Origin of the sequence: Aliivibrio sp. 1S128 (genome assembly GCF_001691065.1) — a bacterium.
Taxonomy (GTDB): Bacteria; Pseudomonadota; Gammaproteobacteria; order Enterobacterales; family Vibrionaceae; genus Aliivibrio.
The window spans coordinates 135,145-153,413 of record NZ_MAJV01000001.1 but is presented as its reverse complement, the minus strand read 5'-3'; the positions used below and the strand labels follow the sequence as shown (position 1 = coordinate 153,413).

Annotated in this window: 17 protein-coding genes and 1 pseudogene; 6 read left to right on the top strand and 12 right to left on the bottom strand. The window is 37.7% G+C overall.

Features of this window, described 5'->3' with window-relative positions; translation table 11 throughout:
- Window positions 1-2 precede the first annotated feature (2 nt).
- Both A6E03_RS00685 and A6E03_RS00680 read left to right on the top strand, forming a co-directional pair.
- The gene (locus tag A6E03_RS00685) at window positions 3-1,913 is read left to right on the top strand and encodes a methyl-accepting chemotaxis protein (RefSeq protein ID WP_065599961.1); all 1,911 of its coding nucleotides are present in this window, start codon (window positions 3-5) and stop codon (window positions 1,911-1,913) included.
- A 79-nt stretch (window positions 1,914-1,992) separates the two neighbouring features.
- Window positions 1,993-2,193 carry a hypothetical protein gene (locus A6E03_RS00680; RefSeq protein ID WP_061037457.1) on the top strand — a complete coding sequence of 67 codons (201 nt, stop codon included), beginning with the start codon at window positions 1,993-1,995 and terminating at the stop codon, window positions 2,191-2,193.
- Window positions 2,194-2,279: 86 nt separating this feature from the next.
- Here A6E03_RS00680 and A6E03_RS00675 read toward each other — a convergent pair whose 3' ends face one another.
- Window positions 2,280-2,987 (bottom strand): DUF445 domain-containing protein, encoded by a 708-nt coding sequence (locus A6E03_RS00675; protein ID WP_065599960.1) that lies wholly within the window; start codon window positions 2,985-2,987, stop codon window positions 2,280-2,282.
- Window positions 2,988-3,132: 145 nt separating this feature from the next.
- Here A6E03_RS00675 and A6E03_RS00670 point away from each other — a divergent pair, with 145 nt between their 5' ends.
- The 3 genes from A6E03_RS00670 to A6E03_RS19955 are packed head-to-tail and all read left to right on the top strand — an operon-like array spanning window position 3,133 to window position 4,580.
- Window positions 3,133-3,558, top strand: coding sequence for a hotdog fold thioesterase (locus A6E03_RS00670; protein ID WP_065593600.1), 426 nt, complete (start codon window positions 3,133-3,135; stop codon window positions 3,556-3,558).
- 21 nt (window positions 3,559-3,579) lie between these two features.
- Window positions 3,580-4,404: an HDOD domain-containing protein gene (locus A6E03_RS00665; RefSeq protein WP_065593601.1), complete on the top strand. Its 825-nt coding sequence runs from the start codon at window positions 3,580-3,582 to the stop codon at window positions 4,402-4,404.
- Between the two features lie 2 nt (window positions 4,405-4,406).
- Window positions 4,407-4,580 carry a hypothetical protein gene (locus A6E03_RS19955; RefSeq protein WP_141676959.1) on the top strand — a complete coding sequence of 58 codons (174 nt, stop codon included), beginning with the start codon at window positions 4,407-4,409 and terminating at the stop codon, window positions 4,578-4,580.
- Window positions 4,581-4,586: 6 nt separating this feature from the next.
- Here the strand turns inward: A6E03_RS19955 and A6E03_RS00660 are convergent, their stop codons facing one another.
- Window positions 4,587-5,570: an integron integrase gene (locus tag A6E03_RS00660; protein WP_065599959.1), complete on the bottom strand. Its 984-nt coding sequence runs from the start codon at window positions 5,568-5,570 to the stop codon at window positions 4,587-4,589.
- A 347-nt stretch (window positions 5,571-5,917) separates the two neighbouring features.
- Between A6E03_RS00660 and A6E03_RS00655 the strand changes: the two genes are divergently transcribed.
- Window positions 5,918-6,337, top strand: a complete 420-nt coding sequence (locus A6E03_RS00655; RefSeq protein WP_255310558.1) for a GFA family protein — start codon at window positions 5,918-5,920, stop codon at window positions 6,335-6,337.
- Here the strand turns inward: A6E03_RS00655 and A6E03_RS19760 are convergent.
- From A6E03_RS19760 to A6E03_RS00600, 10 genes and pseudogenes are all read right to left on the bottom strand, one after another.
- Window positions 6,327-7,266: pseudogene (locus tag A6E03_RS19760) on the bottom strand (IS30 family transposase). The gene A6E03_RS00655 and the pseudogene A6E03_RS19760 overlap by 11 nt on opposite strands.
- A 233-nt stretch (window positions 7,267-7,499) precedes the next feature.
- Window positions 7,500-8,165 carry a DedA family protein gene (locus A6E03_RS00640; protein ID WP_065593075.1) on the bottom strand — a complete coding sequence of 222 codons (666 nt, stop codon included), beginning with the start codon at window positions 8,163-8,165 and terminating at the stop codon, window positions 7,500-7,502.
- Window positions 8,166-8,373: 208 nt separating this feature from the next.
- Window positions 8,374-9,597: a sodium/glutamate symporter gene (gltS, locus tag A6E03_RS00635; protein ID WP_065593076.1), complete on the bottom strand. Its 1,224-nt coding sequence runs from the start codon at window positions 9,595-9,597 to the stop codon at window positions 8,374-8,376.
- Between the two features lie 127 nt (window positions 9,598-9,724).
- Window positions 9,725-10,804 (bottom strand): rod shape-determining protein RodA, encoded by a 1,080-nt coding sequence (gene rodA, locus A6E03_RS00630; protein ID WP_065593077.1) that lies wholly within the window; start codon window positions 10,802-10,804, stop codon window positions 9,725-9,727.
- A 352-nt stretch (window positions 10,805-11,156) separates the two neighbouring features.
- Window positions 11,157-12,839 carry an RluA family pseudouridine synthase gene (locus tag A6E03_RS00625; RefSeq protein WP_065599955.1) on the bottom strand — a complete coding sequence of 561 codons (1,683 nt, stop codon included), beginning with the start codon at window positions 12,837-12,839 and terminating at the stop codon, window positions 11,157-11,159.
- A 1-nt stretch (window position 12,840) separates the two neighbouring features.
- Window positions 12,841-14,532 carry an RluA family pseudouridine synthase gene (locus tag A6E03_RS00620; protein WP_065593079.1) on the bottom strand — a complete coding sequence of 564 codons (1,692 nt, stop codon included), beginning with the start codon at window positions 14,530-14,532 and terminating at the stop codon, window positions 12,841-12,843.
- A 110-nt stretch (window positions 14,533-14,642) separates the two neighbouring features.
- Window positions 14,643-14,879: an RNA-binding protein gene (locus A6E03_RS00615; protein WP_065593080.1), complete on the bottom strand. Its 237-nt coding sequence runs from the start codon at window positions 14,877-14,879 to the stop codon at window positions 14,643-14,645.
- 152 nt (window positions 14,880-15,031) lie between these two features.
- Complete coding sequence (locus A6E03_RS00610) at window positions 15,032-15,970, bottom strand: porin (protein ID WP_065593081.1); 939 nt, start codon at window positions 15,968-15,970, stop codon at window positions 15,032-15,034.
- Between the two features lie 168 nt (window positions 15,971-16,138).
- Window positions 16,139-17,008 carry a (2Fe-2S)-binding protein gene (locus tag A6E03_RS00605; RefSeq protein WP_065599954.1) on the bottom strand — a complete coding sequence of 290 codons (870 nt, stop codon included), beginning with the start codon at window positions 17,006-17,008 and terminating at the stop codon, window positions 16,139-16,141.
- 34 nt (window positions 17,009-17,042) lie between these two features.
- Complete coding sequence (locus tag A6E03_RS00600) at window positions 17,043-18,146, bottom strand: anhydro-N-acetylmuramic acid kinase (protein WP_065599953.1); 1,104 nt, start codon at window positions 18,144-18,146, stop codon at window positions 17,043-17,045.
- Between the last annotated feature and the right edge of the window lie 123 nt (window positions 18,147-18,269).

The window sequence follows — 18,269 nt, the reverse complement described above, 5'->3', positions numbered from 1 at the left end:
TTATGATTAACCTAACAATAAAACAGAAACTCGTAGCCGGTATCGTTATCGCGATTATCGCATCGACGTCACTTGTGGGTATTGTCGCGCAAACCAAAGCATTCGAAACTCTTGACGAGCGTTTAACGACGCTTGAATTACCAACCATTCTTAAGCAAATTGGTGGTGAAGTTGATAAAGAAGTCTCCGTGATTTCTTCTGCAGCAGAACAAATGGCGAATAATCCATTTATTATTGATGCAATTTCAAATCCTAATGTTTCACCGGAAGACCAAACGATTTTAATTGAACAATTAAATCAATTAAAGCGACAACATAATTTGAACGATGCGTCAGTGGGCAATCGTTATAATGCTTATTATTGGAATCAAAATGGTTTCTTACGTCAATTGACTCAACAACAAGATGCGTGGTTCTTTGGTTTCACTCAAGGTGGACCTGAGCGCATGTTGAATGTATTTACTGAGCAAAATGGTGAAGTAAAATTATTTGTGAATTTTCAGCAGTTAAACGGGGTTTCTTTGGCAGGATTATCTAAATCTTTAGATGATATGGTATCTCTGCTTAATAGTTTTAGAATTGAGAAGACCGGTTTTGTGTATTTAATGGATGGTAATGGCGACATTAAAATTCACAAAAATAAAAGCATCATGGGTAAGCAATCAATTCATGATGTGGTAGGAGCTGAAGCATCAATACTGTTAACTAAGCAAGAATTTAATCTAAGTCGCATAGAGAAAGACGGTAAAGAGATCTTCATTGCTTCTCACTACATCCCATTAATGGAATGGTTTATTGTAGCTGAAGTGCCTGTAGATGAAGTATTTGAAAGCCTTCACAGTTCAACAGAAGAAATTATCCTATCTATAGTAGTGATTATCGCGATCTTTATTACATTAGCAATCTGGGGCGCAGGGTCTATCACTAATAAAATTAAAGAATTAGCGCACCGTTTTCATGAACTTGGTGAAGGTGAAGGGGATTTAACTCACCGAATCGAAGTTAAAGGCAATGATGAGATAGCTGAACTTTCAAAAGGCTTCAATGGTTTTGTTGAGAAAATTCATGCAACCGTATCAGAAGTCGTCGAAACGGGTCATGTATTGCATACCACAGCAGAAAATGTCGCACTCAAAGCAACTTCAACCCGCGACAACAGTGAAATGCAGCGCGATCAAACCTTACAAGTGGTTACCGCGATTAATCAAATGGGCAGCACGATCAATGAAATTGCGTCCAATGCTGCAAACGCCGCTCAATCAGCAAGTAAAGCAGAAGTAAGTACGCAAGAAGGGCGACAAACCGTCATTGAATCCCGTGATGCAATTACACAACTTGAAAGTGATTTAGTTCAAGTAAGCCATGTGGTGGAACAATTAGCAGGAACAACCCAAGATATTGGTTCTATTCTTGACGTTATCCGTGGTATTTCTGATCAAACTAATTTGTTGGCATTGAATGCAGCAATTGAAGCGGCGAGGGCTGGTGAGCATGGTCGTGGTTTTGCAGTGGTGGCTGATGAAGTTCGCCAATTAGCAAGCCGCACGTCTGAATCAACGGATGAAATTCAGAAGATGATCGACCAATTGCAAACAGAAGCTCAACATGCCGTATCGGCAATGGAAGAAAGTCACACTGTAACGGCTCGTGGTGTTCAATCTGCAGATACAGCGACTGAAGTGTTAGCGGGCATTGCATTAAGTATCTCTGATATCTCAGACATGAATACCCAAGTAGCAACAGCCACAGAAGAGCAATCAACGGTAGTTCATACCATTAACCAGAATATCGAAGAAATTAACGGCATTAATGAGTTAACTACCGCAACCGCACAAGAGTTAGCTGATTCAAGTCAACAACTTAACGCACTTTCACAACGATTAGATCAATTAGTTGGTGCTTTTAAAGTATAAGCATTTCTTTAAGGTTTACCTTATGTAGGGTTCTCTTGTAGAATCCTACACATTGTTTTAATGAATTGAGAAAATAATCATGAGTGATATCGAAAAAGAATTGCAAGACATGGTTCAACAAGGATCAGACCAACCAGAAGTAGCATTGCCTTCTATCGAAGAGCAAAAAGCGATTGTAGCAGAGCTTAAACGTCTTGAAGAAGCAGGGGAACTGACTCCTGAAATCCTTGAAGCGCATTTTGGTAAGTTTAACGCAGATGATGAAGCACCAATTCACTAATTGAATTCTCGGGTCTTAATTTAATAAAAATGCCAGTATCTCGCGATGCTGGCATTTTTTTGAGTATTTTATTTTAAGACGGAAAACTATTGGATTAATGTCGATAACAAGCCAATAACACCACCAAAAATACCACCCCAAACGACAAGCCAACCAAGGTGCTTCTTAATCATATCTTGAACCATCTCTTTTACCATTTTAGGTGTGAGCTCATTCAAACGTTGATCAATGATCTCTTCGATAGTGACTTGTATATCATCCATCATCTCAGGGCTTTCTAACTCCTCTTTTAGTGCGTTCTTAAATTGATCTTGTTGACTGATCTCCGTGATCGATATTTTCATCTTTTCAATAAAAGGTTCACGCATAGGTTGAATGGCTTCACTGCCGCCCATCATTGCTAACATGCCACCAAATTGAGAGTTCATAATAACCTCAACCAAGGAATCAAAAGCTGGAGATAGGTCGATTTTATTAATCACCGGCTCTAGGTTAATATTAGTGGCCGATGCCATCTCTTTAGATAGAAACTTATCTACATTTGATTTTGTGAAAAATTGCTCCATCATCAAGTGTTTAATACTTGCTTTGAATTCTTCAAATCGCGCAGGAATAACACCAGAGCCATACAAGCCAGGTACCTTTTCAAACAGCATATGAATAGCAAGCCAGTTAGTTAATGCACCAGAAAAAGCAAATAAGCCAATATAGTACAGCGTATTTTGTTGCATGTAATAACCGACTGCTAACAAGAGTAGTGAGATTAAATTGGTGATCATGCTTTTATTTAACATATCAATCCTGTTTTTAGAGTGGAAAATTTTTGTGAAGTTTATCAGCTACTAAAAGCGTACAACAAGTGAAAATGTGTTTTTGATCTGCTTTGTTGGGTGTAAACTGATGAAATACGTAGTAGCAGAGAACATTTAAGGAGAGATGATGAGTATTTGGAAACGTCCAATGGATTTGGCAGTATTGAATGCGACTTCAAGAGATACTTTAATGGAAGCATTAAATATTGAATACTGTCAGTATACCGATGACTCTATCACTGCTTCTATGCCCGTCACTTCAACCGTGCATCAACCTCTTAGAATGTTACATGGGGGAGCGTCAGTCGCGTTAGCTGAATCCGTTGCCTCTATCGCGGCTAATTGGTGCGTCGATGAAACAAAATACTGTGTAGGGTTGGATATAAATGCCAACCATATTCGTGCAGTACGAGAAGGCATTGTTTACGCCACAGCAAAACCCGTGCATTTAGGTGCAACCACTCAAGTTTGGGTAATTGATATTAGAGATCAGCGAGCACGCTTAGTCTGCACCAGTCGCTTTACTGTTGCCGTAATGAAAAAGAAAAAGTAGCAATTCGTTGTGGAGAATAATATGGAACAAAATGAAATTTTAAGTCATGCACATGAACTACCAAAGATACCTAAAGTGATCCGTGAAATGATGGAACTCGTGAATGACCCTGATGTTGATTTACAAGAATTATCACGCACTATTTCAATGGAACAAGTAGTCAGTGCGCGTGTTATTCGTTTAGCTAATTCTGCACATTTCTCCCGTGGAAAAAGTGTGTCGTCAGTCGACCAAGCTGTCGTCCGTTTAGGCCTTGAGCCACTAAAAACATTGATCATTGCTTCATCTTTAATCAGTGCTTTCCCATATGTAGAAGTAATTGATTTAAAAGCTTTTTGGCAAGAAACATTCGAAGTGGCCATTCTAAGTAAAGCGATTGCTCAAAGCTGTACTGTAAATCCTAATAGTGCCTTTACTGCTGGTATGTTACACAATATTGGTGATTTAATGATCCACACTGTAATGTCAGAACAAGTTCCAGTGATCCTTGCAAAAATTGAAGAAGGAAGTTCTAAAGTATCAGCCCAGCGCTCAACGATTGGTACAGATAGTGCTATTTTGGGTGCTAAGTTGGCAGAGAGTTGGTCTTTTTCTGAAGAGTTAGTCTTTGCTATTTCTGAACAATATGAACCAAAAATAGATAATATTTATTCTCCATTAGCAGCAACGGTACGCTTAGCTAATGCCATTAATCGTGATTGGGATAATTTACCAACAATGGATGCAAAATCTGTATGGTTATCAGAGCAAATTGAAGCCAATATTCTATTTATTACGACTTCTCTTATTGAAAAGGTCGATGAGGTTAAAGGGGTTGGTATTGAAATGGCTCGGTTGGTAATGTAATCATGCAAAAAGAGTGGATGTTATCTGCACTTATTGGTGCTTTTTTTGCAATTATTTCATACGTAACTCCTGGTTATCTATCAAGTAAGTTTTTTGTTATCGTTGCCGTTTTTTTCTTGGCGAAAGCGGTAAAAGCTATTGTTTACTCACTAAAACATCGCCAATATGAAATGTAATATCGGTTAATCAAAATCCAAAGGGCTTTTTGTTCCTGAAAAATGTAAACCTATTACATGCGTATAAATTTGGGTCGTTTTGATATCAGAATGACCCAATAGCTCTTGTATCGTTCTTAAATCAGTCCCCCGTTCTAATACTCGAGTTGCAAAACTGTGCCGAAAGGTATGACAACTTGCTTTTTTATCTATTCCCACTGTATTGATTGCTTTTTTTACCGCGGATTGAACGGTTCTATCCAGAAGGTGATGTCGTCGATATTTTTCTGAACGAGGATCATTACTTAATCTAGGTGATGGGAATACATACTGCCATCCATAGCTTTTGGCTTGCGCTGGGTATTTCTCAGCTAATGCATGAGGCATATAAACTTCATCGTTCCCATCGATTGCATCGAGTTTATGTTGGTGCTTAACAAAATCAAGTTGTGTTTTTATAGAGCCAATAATGCTTTCTGGTAGGATTGATGTACGGTCTTTATTGCCTTTTCCATTTTTAATCGTAATTATTTTTTTGTCTATATCGATATCATTAACTCTCAGCCTCAATGATTCATTTATTCTTAGTCCGCTACCATACATTAGTTGTGCGATTAATTTTATTGGATGCTTTAACTTATTAATGACAGCAAGTGCTTCTGTATGAGTGAAAACAGTGGGGAGTGTCGTAGCTTTTTTTGACCGTTTAAAATCTAAATTATCAACAGATTGGTTTAGAAACTCTCGGCATAAAAATACCAATGCATTGAGTGCTGTTTTCTGCGTATTAGGTGATACATTTTGTTTTATGACAAGGTGATCAAGGTAGCTTGGAATATCAAATGCTTCGATTTCATCTTTTGATGTGTAATTTTTATAACGAATAAAGCTACTTATCCAGTAAATATAATGTTTCTCTGTATTATAAGCAAGGCCACGCGTACGGATAAAAATACGTAAGTGATCTGTAAAGCGTTGTGAGCTTGGATTAAGGTTTAATGGAATATCCATAATAACTAATTTTGGTGAATGATAAGGCGAGTGTAGTCATCTATACTTTTCTCACAACTTAGTTTCGCATATTTGTAAGGTAGTTATTAATTTAATGGAAATATTAATTTAATCAGTTACATGCGAGATCTTAAAAAAATGGGATATACGAAAAGTTTTCATATATTTTAGTCACTTTATTAGTCGGTAAATAAGTTATTATATTGGTTTTAAGGTAAAATATGGTGGTTTTATGGTGGTTTTATGGTGGTGGAATATATTTGGAAGACATTACGAATGTTGTTGGTATAATTAAATGTTATGCGTACTTTTTTGATTAAGGGAGTTTGAGTTTGAAAGGTATTTGTTTGTGTGGCGAGGTGTCGTTTGAGCTATCTGGTGCCTTACCTCCGATTTATCAGTGTCATTGTTCGCTTTGTCGCAAAGTATCTGGGTCGTCATCGAATTCAGCTTTAATTGTTAAAGCGGATAGTTTCAAATGGCTTTCGGGTACAAATTCTATTGGTCGTTATGTTTCAAGTTCAGGCTTTAAATCGGAATTTTGCCAGTGTTGTGGAAGCCCTGTACCGAACCTTAGCTCAAGCAAAGATAAATATTGGGTGCCAGCAGGATTGATGTCCGAAGATTTAGAAACAACAATCAAGGCTCATGTCTATGTTAATTCGCGAGCAAACTGGGATGAGGCATTTATCTGCGATAACGTCGAAGAATTTGCCACAATGCCTTCAGAATCTGAATGGTTGAAACTATCGGATGCTAGATCGTAACAATAACCGACACACGCTTACCGCTTAAAAACTCACTCGGACTCAGAAAATTTAATGCCTTTCTAGGTCTCGAATTAATCCAAAACTCTGCCTGTTTAACCTCTTTTGCAGCAAGTTCTCCAATGGCCATTCCCTTTGGGAAAAAACGTCTTAGTAAACCATTGGTATTTTCATTCAAACCTCGTTGCCAGGAATGGTAAGGTTTAGTAAAATAAATGTCACAGTTCAGATGCTTAGCTATCTTAGCATGACCCGAAAACTCTCCGCCATTATCAAATGTGATAGTTTTGCAAAGCCCCTTAAAGGGCTTCATCATGCGATTATTCCGCGAGTAACGACTTTTTTGGATTTACTACGTACTTTGCCCGTAACTAATAGCTTAGATACTCGTTCAACCATAGTCACTAAATACCCATTTTGACCATATACTGTATCACCTTCCCACTGACCGAGCTCTGCATTTTCATCAACAATAGATTGGCGTTGAGATATATCTATACGATTAGGAATTAGTTTTGCACCTGCTTCCGTGCCTTTACGTGGCTTATATCTTTTGCCTTTTCGAGGTAGAAGAGCCTTCCAATTATCTCGTTTTGTTAGGTTGTAAATGGAACTGCAAGATACTGAATTTCCCTTTTTCATTCTTCCTGCTATTTGCTCAGGACTCCAGCCTATTTCAAGAAGAAGCTTTATTATATCTTTGTCTTTTTGACTGCATTTAGTGTGTTTTTTTTGCAAATGTCGCTTTTGGAAAGCGTGCCTATGTGCTTGTTCTGCACAATAGCTGCCGATAGGGCAGTGTAATAATTCAATTGAAATTGAATTATTTCTTCGCTTAAGCATTTTTCCTATTTCACGAGATGAAATACTGAGTGAACTTCGATCTGGTATCTTTCACCTAGTGGCAGTTGCTTATATCGGTTTCCCATGTGGTTACCTTGGCCTATTGTGTGAGAGCTTGAAGTTTATAGGCAACTGACTCTCTTATCTATACCAAAGTGTGTCGGTTATTCTTGGGATCGAAGGATCGCTACAAATTTGTAGCGGTCTAGCTTTACTGTAGTATCTATTAAAAATCAAAGTAATAACAATAGATACCGGACTCAGGATAATTATCTAACCCACTGAGTCCGTATAAGTATCTAATGACATTTTTATTCTACTAATACAATCTCTTACGACGATATCTTTTCAAACAATAACCACTAATAAAACTGCCTATAGCAATCGTTAATGTAATAACAGGAGCAGCCATTAAAGCCATTGTAATATATTTAGATAACTTTTCTGGTAAAAAGGAAAGAGAATAACCAAAACCGGTAAGTAATAAAATCCAAATAATAGAACTCATCCAAGCGAAGTAGTGGAATCGTGCTGATTTTTGCATTCTTAAGCCCATCATTAATGGTAAAAGGGGGCGAACCACAGGAATGAATCGAGCAGCAAATAAAGCAATTAAACCATGTTTAGCCAATAAAGAATCTACAGTTTGCAACCGATGAGCAGGAACCGCATTTATCCACTTTTGAATAGTGGGAAATTTATGCAACCAACGGCCTTGAATAAATGCTAACTGACTTCCAATCGCAGCCGCCATAATAAGACCACTAGCAATCACGGGATAACTGATAACACTTTCAGCTGCGAGTGAACCTGCAAGAATAACAACGCTATCACAAGGAAGGGGAGCTGCTGGAATAAATGCACTTTCTAACCAAATGAATAATATCAGGCAAAAGTAAATCATTGTGACACTACTTGGATTTTGTAATATTGCGAAATCTTGTTGCCATAAAGCAGTTAGAATCGAAAAAAATGAATCAAACATCGCCATTCTCCAGACGAAAGATAAGTAGTTAGCTTAATGAAGTTAAGTAGTCCGAGAGTAAGGTAACTTATTGTTAAAGTCACCAAAAATATTCATTGTCATAAAAACTTCATATTGTTTTTCTTGATAATAACGACCACATCTCAAATTGTGATCGTTATTTATAAAGTTAAGTAACTAACACCACATATTTTTACTCAAAAAAGCATCAACCAATAAAGCTAATATAAGCTTGAAGTATAATTAAATTAGTTATATCAATAAAGAAGGCACCCACAATAGGTACGACCATAAAGGCTTGTGGAGACGGACCAAATCTAGATACCAACGACCCCATATTCATCACTGCAGTAGGGGTTGCTCCCAATCCAAAACCACAATGTCCACCAACTATTACTGCCGCATCATAGTTTGAACCCATAACTCTGAAAGTTATAAAATAAGAAAACAACGCGAGAACCACAGTTTGAATAGATAAAATAATTAAGAATGGAATAGCAAGGTCAAAAATATTCCAAAGTTTCAAGCTCATAAGAGCCATCGCTAAGAATAAAGATAAAGAAACGGTGCCTAGAATATCGACTGTAACGGTATCAATTTTACGAACTTTAGTGACTTCAAAAAGATTGGTAATAAAAACGCCAATAAATAAGGCGTAAACAAAATCAGGTATTTTCAGCCACGATACACCAAAGCTACTTACAAAGTGACTTAAATGTTGAGAGCCAGCGACGCAAAGCAATAAAATAAACAGCATTTCAATAACTTTTTTTGCTGTAACTTTATCTTCTTCTCGTTCGTTGTAAGTCACTAATTCAGGGAAGCGAGTATGAGTATCAACACCCGTTCCATATTCTGATTCTAAATTATGTTTTTGAATCAATTTTTGAGCAATAGGACTGCCAATTAATCCACCCATAATCAGGCCAAACGTAGCAGAAGCCATCGCTAATTCTAAAGTGTTTAAATGATAACTATCAGCAAAGGTTTGAGACCAAGCGGCACCGGTTCCATGACCTCCCGATAAAGTAATTGAACCTGCAATTAAACCAAGTAGGGGGTCTAATCCCATTGCACTAGCAAGTCCAACACCTACCGCATTTTGGATAATAATATAAAAAGAAGCGACCGCTAAGAATAAGAAAACTTTAGTACCACCTTTAATTAACTGCGTATAGTTAGCTGCAAGACCGACCGTACTGAAAAACATCAGCATAAACGTATTTTGTAAAGGTAATGAAAACTCAAGACTCACACCTTGGAAGTGTAAAACAGTAATAGAAAAAGCAACAATTAGGCCACCAACAATGGGCTCGGGGATGTTGTATTTTTTAAATACGCCAACTTTTGAGTTAATGAAGTGACCAAGGGAAAGCACTGAAATAGCGATTAAAAAAGATTCTAATGCGCCGATAGATATCGTATTTGTCATAAGTAGCTCGAAATGTAATATCAAACCAATGGGTGTGACTAGGAAGATCGAGATTATGATAACTTATTGATAAAGTCACTATAAATATTTACGTTAATAATAAATATTATAATAGCTTTTTAGTGCATTACGGTTTATATGACTTATTTAGACACAAAGACATAATAATCCCAAAACAAATACCCTGTGTGATCATTGCTGTGCCGCCATAACTAAAGAAGGGCAAAGGACTTCCCATAACAGGTAATATCCCACTAACCATTCCCATATTAATAAAGGCATATAAAAAGAAACTGAGCGCAAAGGTGCCACTAACTAAGCGATTAAATGACGAATCACACTGATAAGCCAACCAAATAACACGAGCAGTAATAAAAAGGTAAAGGCTTAATAAAAGCACGCAACCAAAAAAGCCCCACTCTTCAGCGTAAGTAGAAAAAATAAAGTCCGTATGACTTTCTGGTATGAACCCCAGTTGACCTTGGGTTGCATTTGCCCAGCCTTTTCCTCGAATACCGCCGGACCCAATCGCAATTAAGGATTGGATTATTTGATAACCAGCGCCAAGCGGATCTGATTCGGGATCAAGGAACTGAGTAACACGCTTTTTCTGATAGGCTTCCATAATAAAAACCCATAGAATTGGTATTATTACCGCAATTGCCCCAAGAAAAGAGCCTATAATTTTCCAACTCATACCAGCAAAATAAAGCACAAATAAGGCGTAGATGATCGTAAAAATGGCTCCATCAAGATCCGGTTGAATGAAAATCAATCCTGCAGGAACTGCTGTGACAAGTAAGCACACTGCGATTTTTTTAATGTCTGGCCGACCAGCATCAGCAACTAAAATCCAAGCGACCATTAATGGAATTGCAACTTTAACTAACTCTGATGGCTGAAATCGAATGGGACCAATGATTAACCAACGTTGAGAGCCATTAGTACTGTCGCCAGCAATAATTACTCCCAATAATAGGATAACGGCTAAACCATATAAGTAGGGGGTTACTCTTTCATAGGTTCGCGGTGAAATAGATGACATAACAACAATACATCCAACGGCTATCAAAGCTCGGATCAGGTGTCGTTCTAACATAGGTTCGCTAAACCCACTTGCGCTCCAAACCGTGAGAGTACCAAGTAACATTAATAGTAAAATCGCAATCAGTAAAGCATAGTCAATTCGGGGAGTATATTTAAACATAATGCATTAATCTTTATAAAACAGACAGGTAATCACACTCATAGCTAAGTGCATAAATATTTTTAAATATGTTTCGTTAGGGGCTTTCTACGAATACCTTAGAGTGCAGGAACAATTTATCCCATTTTATTTGAAGGCAATGGAGTAATGCTATCAATAGCCGATTTTTATGTTTCATTGGTTCTTTCTACAAAAAATACCAGTACTTAATTAGGTATTGAGATTATGGTCATACAACCAATTAATAAGCAGAGAAAATAACGGTTTTATAGAAAAAAGCAATCTTTAAGTTCTCGATAGTCAATAAATAAACGAACACCAAAGATGTTCGTTTATTAGTAATTACATAAGGTTAAAATTCAGACTCAATATCGAAACTAACCTCAATATTTGTGACAGGGTGACGAAATTTCAAATAACCGGCATGTAAATGTAATCTTGTACCTTTAAATCCGTATAAATCATCGCCAACAATCGGGGTATTTAAACCCGCTTGATGAGCACAATGTACGCGCAACTGGTGAGTTCGACCTGTTTTTGGATAAAGGTAGACTTTTGTTTGGTTGTTGTTTCGCTCTATTACTTGAAAAGTGGTTTCTGCTTTTCGGCCTTGCTTATGGTCTACCATTTGTCGTGGTCTGTCTTCTAAATCACCAGTGAGAGGTAAATTAATGATGCCATCATTTAACTCAATATTACCTTCAAGCAGCGCGGTGTAACGTTTCTCGACAGTGCGTTCAATAAACTGCTTTTGTACTTGTTTATTTGTTTCTGCCGTTAATGTTAATACTAATAGCCCTGAAGTAGACATATCTAAGCGGTGTACTATTAATGGACCGGTTGCCTCTGGATAGCGAGCTTTAATACGCGTCTGTACCGAATCGGTAATGAATTTACCAGGAACAGATAAAAACTCAGCCGGTTTGTTTACGATAACAATAGCCTCATCTTCATAAACGATCTCAAGATCTTTTTCATAAGAGGGCGTTTGTTTTAATGAATTATCATCCAGTTCTATCCCTTCAAGCATGTGTTCTAAGATTTCAAAACACTTACTTTGACAGGCAGGATAGACATTTTTGTGTTGTCTAATTTGTTCATAAGGTGACGCCCCCCACCAAAACTCTCCGAGCGCTAAAGGGATTAGTCCCATTTTAAAGGCCGCTTGAAGTAATTTTGGTGCATTCTCTTCACTTGAGTGTGAAATTGGAGACGATTCATCAACTGCAGTGAATAAATCATATAAGCTTTTTGTTGAGCCCAATTTGTTTGTAAATTGGCAAGCTCGTAACTTTTCCATGTCTAGATTTTCAGATAGTTGTTCGCATTCATTTTCTTGCTGAGCAATCGAAGTAAGCATCGTATTATGTTGAATCGTTAATTCTGCAAGAAGCGCTTTCCATTGGTCTTTTAAGGTTTTTAATTCTCTTTTTTCTCGGCTGCTTTGATTACCAAGATCGTGAATTAACGCTTCAAGTTGTGTTGTGTTTACTGGTGATGCAGGGTTTGATTCTGCTTCTGTGCGTAATTGTTTACGCTCCTTCTTACTTTTTGCCATTGATTGTTGAAATGCAGTGATTTCTTGCTCAGCTTCTGCATTTTTTAACGCCAATTTTTCAGTAAGCGCAATAAATGCGGGGGTGCTTTTTAATGTAGATATATGCTGGCGAAGCGTATTAATATGTTGTGTTTTTTCAGCAAAGTAAGGCTGATAATAGTGATGGTCAACAATTGCATCGACAAACAGACTAGGAGTGTCACTGTCTATTTTATGATTAGTTAACTCATTTCCGGCATAAGAAGATAAATAACCGATATCTCCTTGTTGGTTTTTAACGACAAGCACACCAAACATGTGTCCAATAGCAGTAAAGTCGTATTGCCATTCTTGTTGAGTGCCTAGGTAATGCTGTAGCTCACTCATTGCTAGTAACGCTAATGGGTGAGGGGCATAGAAATATGGGAACGTAAAATTCGCAGGTAATGAATACTGATCAATGTTCGTCGAGAATCGGATAAATTGATGTTGTGTCATATTAAAACTCCGCCTCAACATTAAATGTCATTGCTTCTTTAGTCATAGGATGGGAAAGAGCCAAATAACCAGCATGAAGATGAAGTCGTTCTGCTTTCTTCCCATACAAATCATCACCCACGATAGGCATATTTAAACCTAAATGATGAGCGCAATGCACTCGTAATTGATGCGTGCGACCGGTTTTAGGGTAAAGATATACTTTGGTTTTATTGCCTTTACGCTCAATTACTTGATAAGTAGTGTCTGCTGTTTTTCCATGTTCAAAACAAACTAATTGACGAGGGCGATCATATAAGTCACCACGTAACGGTAGAGTAACTGTCCCTTTATCTTCTTTTAATACTCCATCAATAAGTGCCGTGTAACGTTTTTCAACCGTGCGATTAATAAATTGTTTTTGCAGTCGTTTATGCGCTTTACTGGTTAACCCCAACACCATCAAACCGGATGTCGCCATATCCAAACGATGAACAATTAAACCACCCGTAGCATTTGGGTAACGTTGCTTTATTCTGGAGTAAACAGAATCATGGATATTCTTCCCTGGAACCGATAAAAAATCAGCCGGTTTATTGATGATCAGCATAAACTCATCTTCATATATCACCTCTATGTCTTTTCCTTCTGCTGGGTTTATTAGTAATGGATTCTCATCCATATCTATCCCATCAAGCATATGGCCTAAAATAGGCAAACATTTACTTTGGCAAGAGGCATAGAATTTTTTATGCTGACGTATTTCTGATTTAGGAGCGATACCCCACCAGAACTCAGCTAGGGCTAAAGGTGTAAAACCATGAGCAAAAGCGTATTGAAGTAATTTTGGGGCGGCGCATTCACCTGAACCTGCAGGGGGGATATGATTCGGTGTTTCTTTGAAGATATCATTAAGATCTTTTACTACACCATATGTATTTAAGAATTTGTACTGTTGAAACAGTTTCTTTTGTAATCCGTTAGATAGATTTTTACGCGCTGTCTTGAAATTAGACAGTTCACTAGTTAATACATCTAGCTGATGCTGAATATGATGTATCTTTTCATCCCAAAAGATTTTTAAATCTCTTAGTGTGTTTTTTTCTTGTACACTTTCTTTGCCAAGCTGTATTTTTAATTGCTCTAATACTTCTTGAGAGCCATCTTTAACTTTTCTTTCTGCCTCTGCTCGTTGTTCTTTTCGTGATTTTCTTCCATCGATCATCCGTTGGCGTTGAGCTTCAAGTTTTTCCTTAGAAAGAACCGTTTCTTTTTGTAGTTCAAGGGTTAAATCAGTAAGTAATGGATTTGCTTGTTTCTGTTTTATTACGGTATTAATTTCAGTAATTTCAGCTAATTCTGTTTTAAAGAAACCATCATCTTCAAGCATATCAAAAACAGGCGGAACAAAATGAGGCAGGTGATTACTGTCAGCCACTTTTCCTGAAAAAGCAGACAAAAATCCGACTTCACCAGAAGGGTGGCGTACAAGCAATACGCCAAACATTTTACCAATGGCTTTATCGTTGCTTTCTTCTAATCCAAAGTTGTGTTGCCATTCTGTTTGGGATATCAAGTGACCCTGTAACTGATTAGCTGCTAGCTCGCATAATGGATGCGGTTCATAGTAAAACGGGAAAGTGAATCGATCAGGTAAAGAGTAGCTATCGAGAGGGTGTAAAAAAGAAGTAAAGCAAGGATCAGACATTGGCATCATCTTATCTAATTAGCAGAGTTTGTAGGGGAATAGGTGAACAAAATAAGTGATTCAAATATCAGCTTGAGAGCCATGATATTTGAATCACTAGATACAAAATAAAGAAATTATTCTGCTGCTTTTACGCGAATTTTGTCTTTATCAAACTTTTTACCATTTTCAGCTTCGATAGCGGCTAGAGCTTCTTCATCGTTTGGCATGTCAATAAAGGCAAAACCTTTAGATTCGCCAGTCGCTTCGTCTAAAACTAATGTGCAATAACCAAGAGAACCGTGAGCTTTAAACATTTCTCTTAATTCATATTCAGTCATTGTACGAGGTAAATTGCGAACTAGTAATTTCATGATTAACCGTTAAATAGTGATTTGAGGCTACGTTATAACAGAAATTGGTTCGATGTGCCAAAATGAAAATCCGAAACCGTAAAATAACCGTTTCGGATTTGTATTTAGCCTCCACCCAGAGTACTAAAGTTTATTATTGTTAACGATTTTACTTAGAAATCGTAACGTAGGCCAAATTGCAGTTGGTCGTCTTTATTGTCGATTTGTTCAAATTTGTAGCCTGCATAAGTACGGAAACTTTTATTGAGTTTGTAAATGGCTTCAATAGCCACATTGTTTTCTGTATCGGTACTGTCTACGTCTTGAAAGTTATATACGCCCTGGAAAACCCATTGGTCGAGTTTATAAGCCGCAGCCAGTTCGTAACCATTGGCGTCTTTATTATCGATTTCACCAGTAGTAAATAAGCCTGATACCATGAAGGCATTTACTGTATAGCGAATCGCGAGATTTATTTGGTCGGCATCGACAGAATTTAAGCCTGCAGAGGCTTGCTGTCCTGATGTGTAACCTAGGCCAAAGTCCAATCCCATAGGCAAAGCATACATACCAGAAATACCAAAGCTATCATCGTCTTTTTCATTGCTGGCAATGTAGTTTGCTTGCACTGTTAACGCATCAAATTCACCAGAGTATAAGAAGTTGTTTTCACGCTTATCTTGGTTACCTGTCGTTAAATCGGCAGCATCACCACCAAACGTAGCAAGAATATCGGTGTAATCAGTCAGCATAACTTGCGCTGAATCTTGTTGGCCGTAAGAGAAATTACCAACGGTAGTGCTTAAGCCTGCAAATAAGTAACGGGTATTTACCGTATTATTCTTACCACTCCCAATTTCGACTTCATAAGTACCAAAGGCACCTAAGCTTTCATTGATTTTTGTTTTACCTTTTAAATTAATACGTGCACGACTTTTATCTTTAAATGAGCTGTTGTCTATTGTTTCATTATTGTCGGATATATTCGCTCGTGCTTCGGCTCTGCCACCAACTTTCAATTGAGTGTTGTCTTGATCATAAACGGTTGCAGCGAAAAGTGAAGTTGATGCAAGAGACGACAATATAGCGGTTGATAGTAGTAATTTTTTCATTAGATTCCATACCTTTAAAGTAACCAAAACAATCCGTTTTGGTGTAATTGTTTGCTTGGTATCTAAGATAAAAAAACTATATGAAAGATTGATGTAAGTTTTATTTAAGATTTATAAAAGTAATGTGTCAGTAAAATGACCGACACATTACCATTGATAAGATGCGTATTATTTAGAAGGGATCCGTTTGATGTTTTTCTTGTGACGTTTGTCTTCATCAAGTAATTGGCATGTCGCGCAATTCTTCTTGCCATCGATTTTGTATTTCATGCAACAGGTTTCGCGTTGCACATACAAAATGGCTTGAGTTGTATTTTCTGCCACTCGAACATGAGCCAATCCTTTGCCTATATCTGGCATGATGTTGTCGACCCATTTATCGGCTTCTGGGGCAATATCATTCGCTTGTTTATGGGATATGCCATTTTCGGTTAAACGCATAAAGAAAACACTGACAGCTAACGATACGGCCCCCCAAAATGGTCGATGTTTCAATTTTTCTTGTTCAAAGAGAACGCTTAATCCACCGCCGACTTGTTGTAAAAGGTGCGTAAAGGCCAGATCCAGCTCTTCATGATTGCTTACGGTTGTCGCTTGAGACTCAGAAGAAAGAGGATCATCAGAAAGACAAACAAAAGGGCAGTGTTTATTAATTTGTAATAATTTTATTTTCTCACCATTTGGGGTTGAAATGAAAATATCATTAAACTGAATAATAGGAACACGATTGAACTTTAGACGCAGAGCCACCAAACTGGTGAAAAATTGGTTGTTAAACGATTTTAGCCACATAGAAGCCGCAACGTTTTGATTAACCTCATTCTTTTTAGCAAACAACTCAATGGCAGAATGTAAGTGTTGTGGTAACCATTGATTTAAAGCTAGATGATCTTTCTGTATCTTCTTTGGATCAGAGGTTTTAAGTTTAATATTATCGTCAGCATTGCGCAGCCATGCCAATTGCTCTTCTAAAGTATGGCATGGATCGGATGACTTTTTGCTGTGCCAAATTGGCTGTAGTTGAGCTGAAATATGCATAAAGGGACTACTTAGTAATTATTCTTATTTGTATTTAAAACGCCGGATAGATTACACCTAAACTTGCATAACGTGAAGCACCGGTAACATCCGGTTCATTACTTGCTAGGTCGTGAACGCGTTGGTGAGCAAGCCAAGCAAAGGCCATCGCTTCCATGTTATCACTATCTACATTGTAGTCGTTGGTGGTGGATACTGCCCACTTAGGAAGGTGGTGTTGCAATCGTTCCATCAAATATTGATTATGCGCGCCACCACCACATACCAGTAATTTGGTTTCGCTACCAACGCGAAACTTAGTTATTTGGTCAACAATGGTCGTGACGGTAAATTCTAATAAAGTTGTTTGTACGTCCTGTGCTTTATAGGATTGATTTTCAATGTATTGAGTAAACCATTCTAAGTTAAACAACTCACGCCCTGTGCTTTTAGGATAAGGTCGAGCAAAATACGAGTGTTGTTTTAGTTTGCTTAATAATGGATTAATGATAATGCCGTGGCGAGCCCATTCACCATTGTGATCATAATTCTTTTGCTTATGCTCATATATCCAGGCATCCATCAACATATTACCAGGGCCAGTATCATAACCAATGACTGGCGAATTTTTTTGAAGAATCGAGATGTTAGAAATACCGCCAATGTTTAGCACAATAAGTGTACTTTCTGGCTTGCCAAATAAAGTGTGATGAAATGCAGGAACCAATGGTGCGCCCTGACCACCAAGCGCCATGTCTTTGCGACGAAAATCGGTAATCGTATTAATTCCCGTTTTCGCCGCGATAATATTGGCATCTCCTAATTGAGTCGTAAATGGGTATTGAGTATCAGGGGAGTGAAAGAGCGTTTGTCCATGGCTACCAATCGCAGTAATACTGGCAGGATCAACAGAGAGAGTGTTGAGTAAATGTAAGGTCGCATCTGCAAATAAATGCCCTAAGCGATGATCTATTTCCCCAATCATTTTTAAATTGGTGGCTTGCCCAGTACAAACAGACAATACATCGGATTTTAATTGAGCATCCATTGGGTAATCTGCGTGACCGAGAAGTGTAATTTCTGTACCGTTGGTTTCAACTAATACGGCATCTACACCGTCTAAACTCGTGCCTGACATTAAGCCTACGTATTTTTCCATCTTAATCTCTCCATATTTAATGTCGCTATCTGCATTTTATCATGGTCAATAAAACTGAAACTCATTGTGCCATAGAATAAGTGAAATATACCTAGGGTTTGTTTGAGATTTCGAACCTAAGTT

Coding starts and splice junctions, on each gene's coding strand:
- A6E03_RS00685 (WP_065599961.1), top strand. CDS start 3: ATGATTAACCTAACAATAAAACAGAAACTCGTAGCCGGTATCGTTATC.
- A6E03_RS00680 (WP_061037457.1), top strand. CDS start 1,993: ATGAGTGATATCGAAAAAGAATTGCAAGACATGGTTCAACAAGGATCA.
- A6E03_RS00675 (WP_065599960.1), bottom strand. CDS start 2,987: ATGTTAAATAAAAGCATGATCACCAATTTAATCTCACTACTCTTGTTA.
- A6E03_RS00670 (WP_065593600.1), top strand. CDS start 3,133: ATGAGTATTTGGAAACGTCCAATGGATTTGGCAGTATTGAATGCGACT.
- A6E03_RS00665 (WP_065593601.1), top strand. CDS start 3,580: ATGGAACAAAATGAAATTTTAAGTCATGCACATGAACTACCAAAGATA.
- A6E03_RS19955 (WP_141676959.1), top strand. CDS start 4,407: ATGCAAAAAGAGTGGATGTTATCTGCACTTATTGGTGCTTTTTTTGCA.
- A6E03_RS00660 (WP_065599959.1), bottom strand. CDS start 5,570: ATGGATATTCCATTAAACCTTAATCCAAGCTCACAACGCTTTACAGAT.
- A6E03_RS00640 (WP_065593075.1), bottom strand. CDS start 8,165: ATGTTTGATTCATTTTTTTCGATTCTAACTGCTTTATGGCAACAAGAT.
- gltS (WP_065593076.1), bottom strand. CDS start 9,597: ATGACAAATACGATATCTATCGGCGCATTAGAATCTTTTTTAATCGCT.
- rodA (WP_065593077.1), bottom strand. CDS start 10,804: ATGTTTAAATATACTCCCCGAATTGACTATGCTTTACTGATTGCGATT.
- A6E03_RS00625 (WP_065599955.1), bottom strand. CDS start 12,839: ATGACACAACATCAATTTATCCGATTCTCGACGAACATTGATCAGTAT.
- A6E03_RS00620 (WP_065593079.1), bottom strand. CDS start 14,532: ATGCCAATGTCTGATCCTTGCTTTACTTCTTTTTTACACCCTCTCGAT.
- A6E03_RS00615 (WP_065593080.1), bottom strand. CDS start 14,879: ATGAAATTACTAGTTCGCAATTTACCTCGTACAATGACTGAATATGAA.
- A6E03_RS00610 (WP_065593081.1), bottom strand. CDS start 15,970: ATGAAAAAATTACTACTATCAACCGCTATATTGTCGTCTCTTGCATCA.
- A6E03_RS00605 (WP_065599954.1), bottom strand. CDS start 17,008: ATGCATATTTCAGCTCAACTACAGCCAATTTGGCACAGCAAAAAGTCA.
- A6E03_RS00600 (WP_065599953.1), bottom strand. CDS start 18,146: ATGGAAAAATACGTAGGCTTAATGTCAGGCACGAGTTTAGACGGTGTA.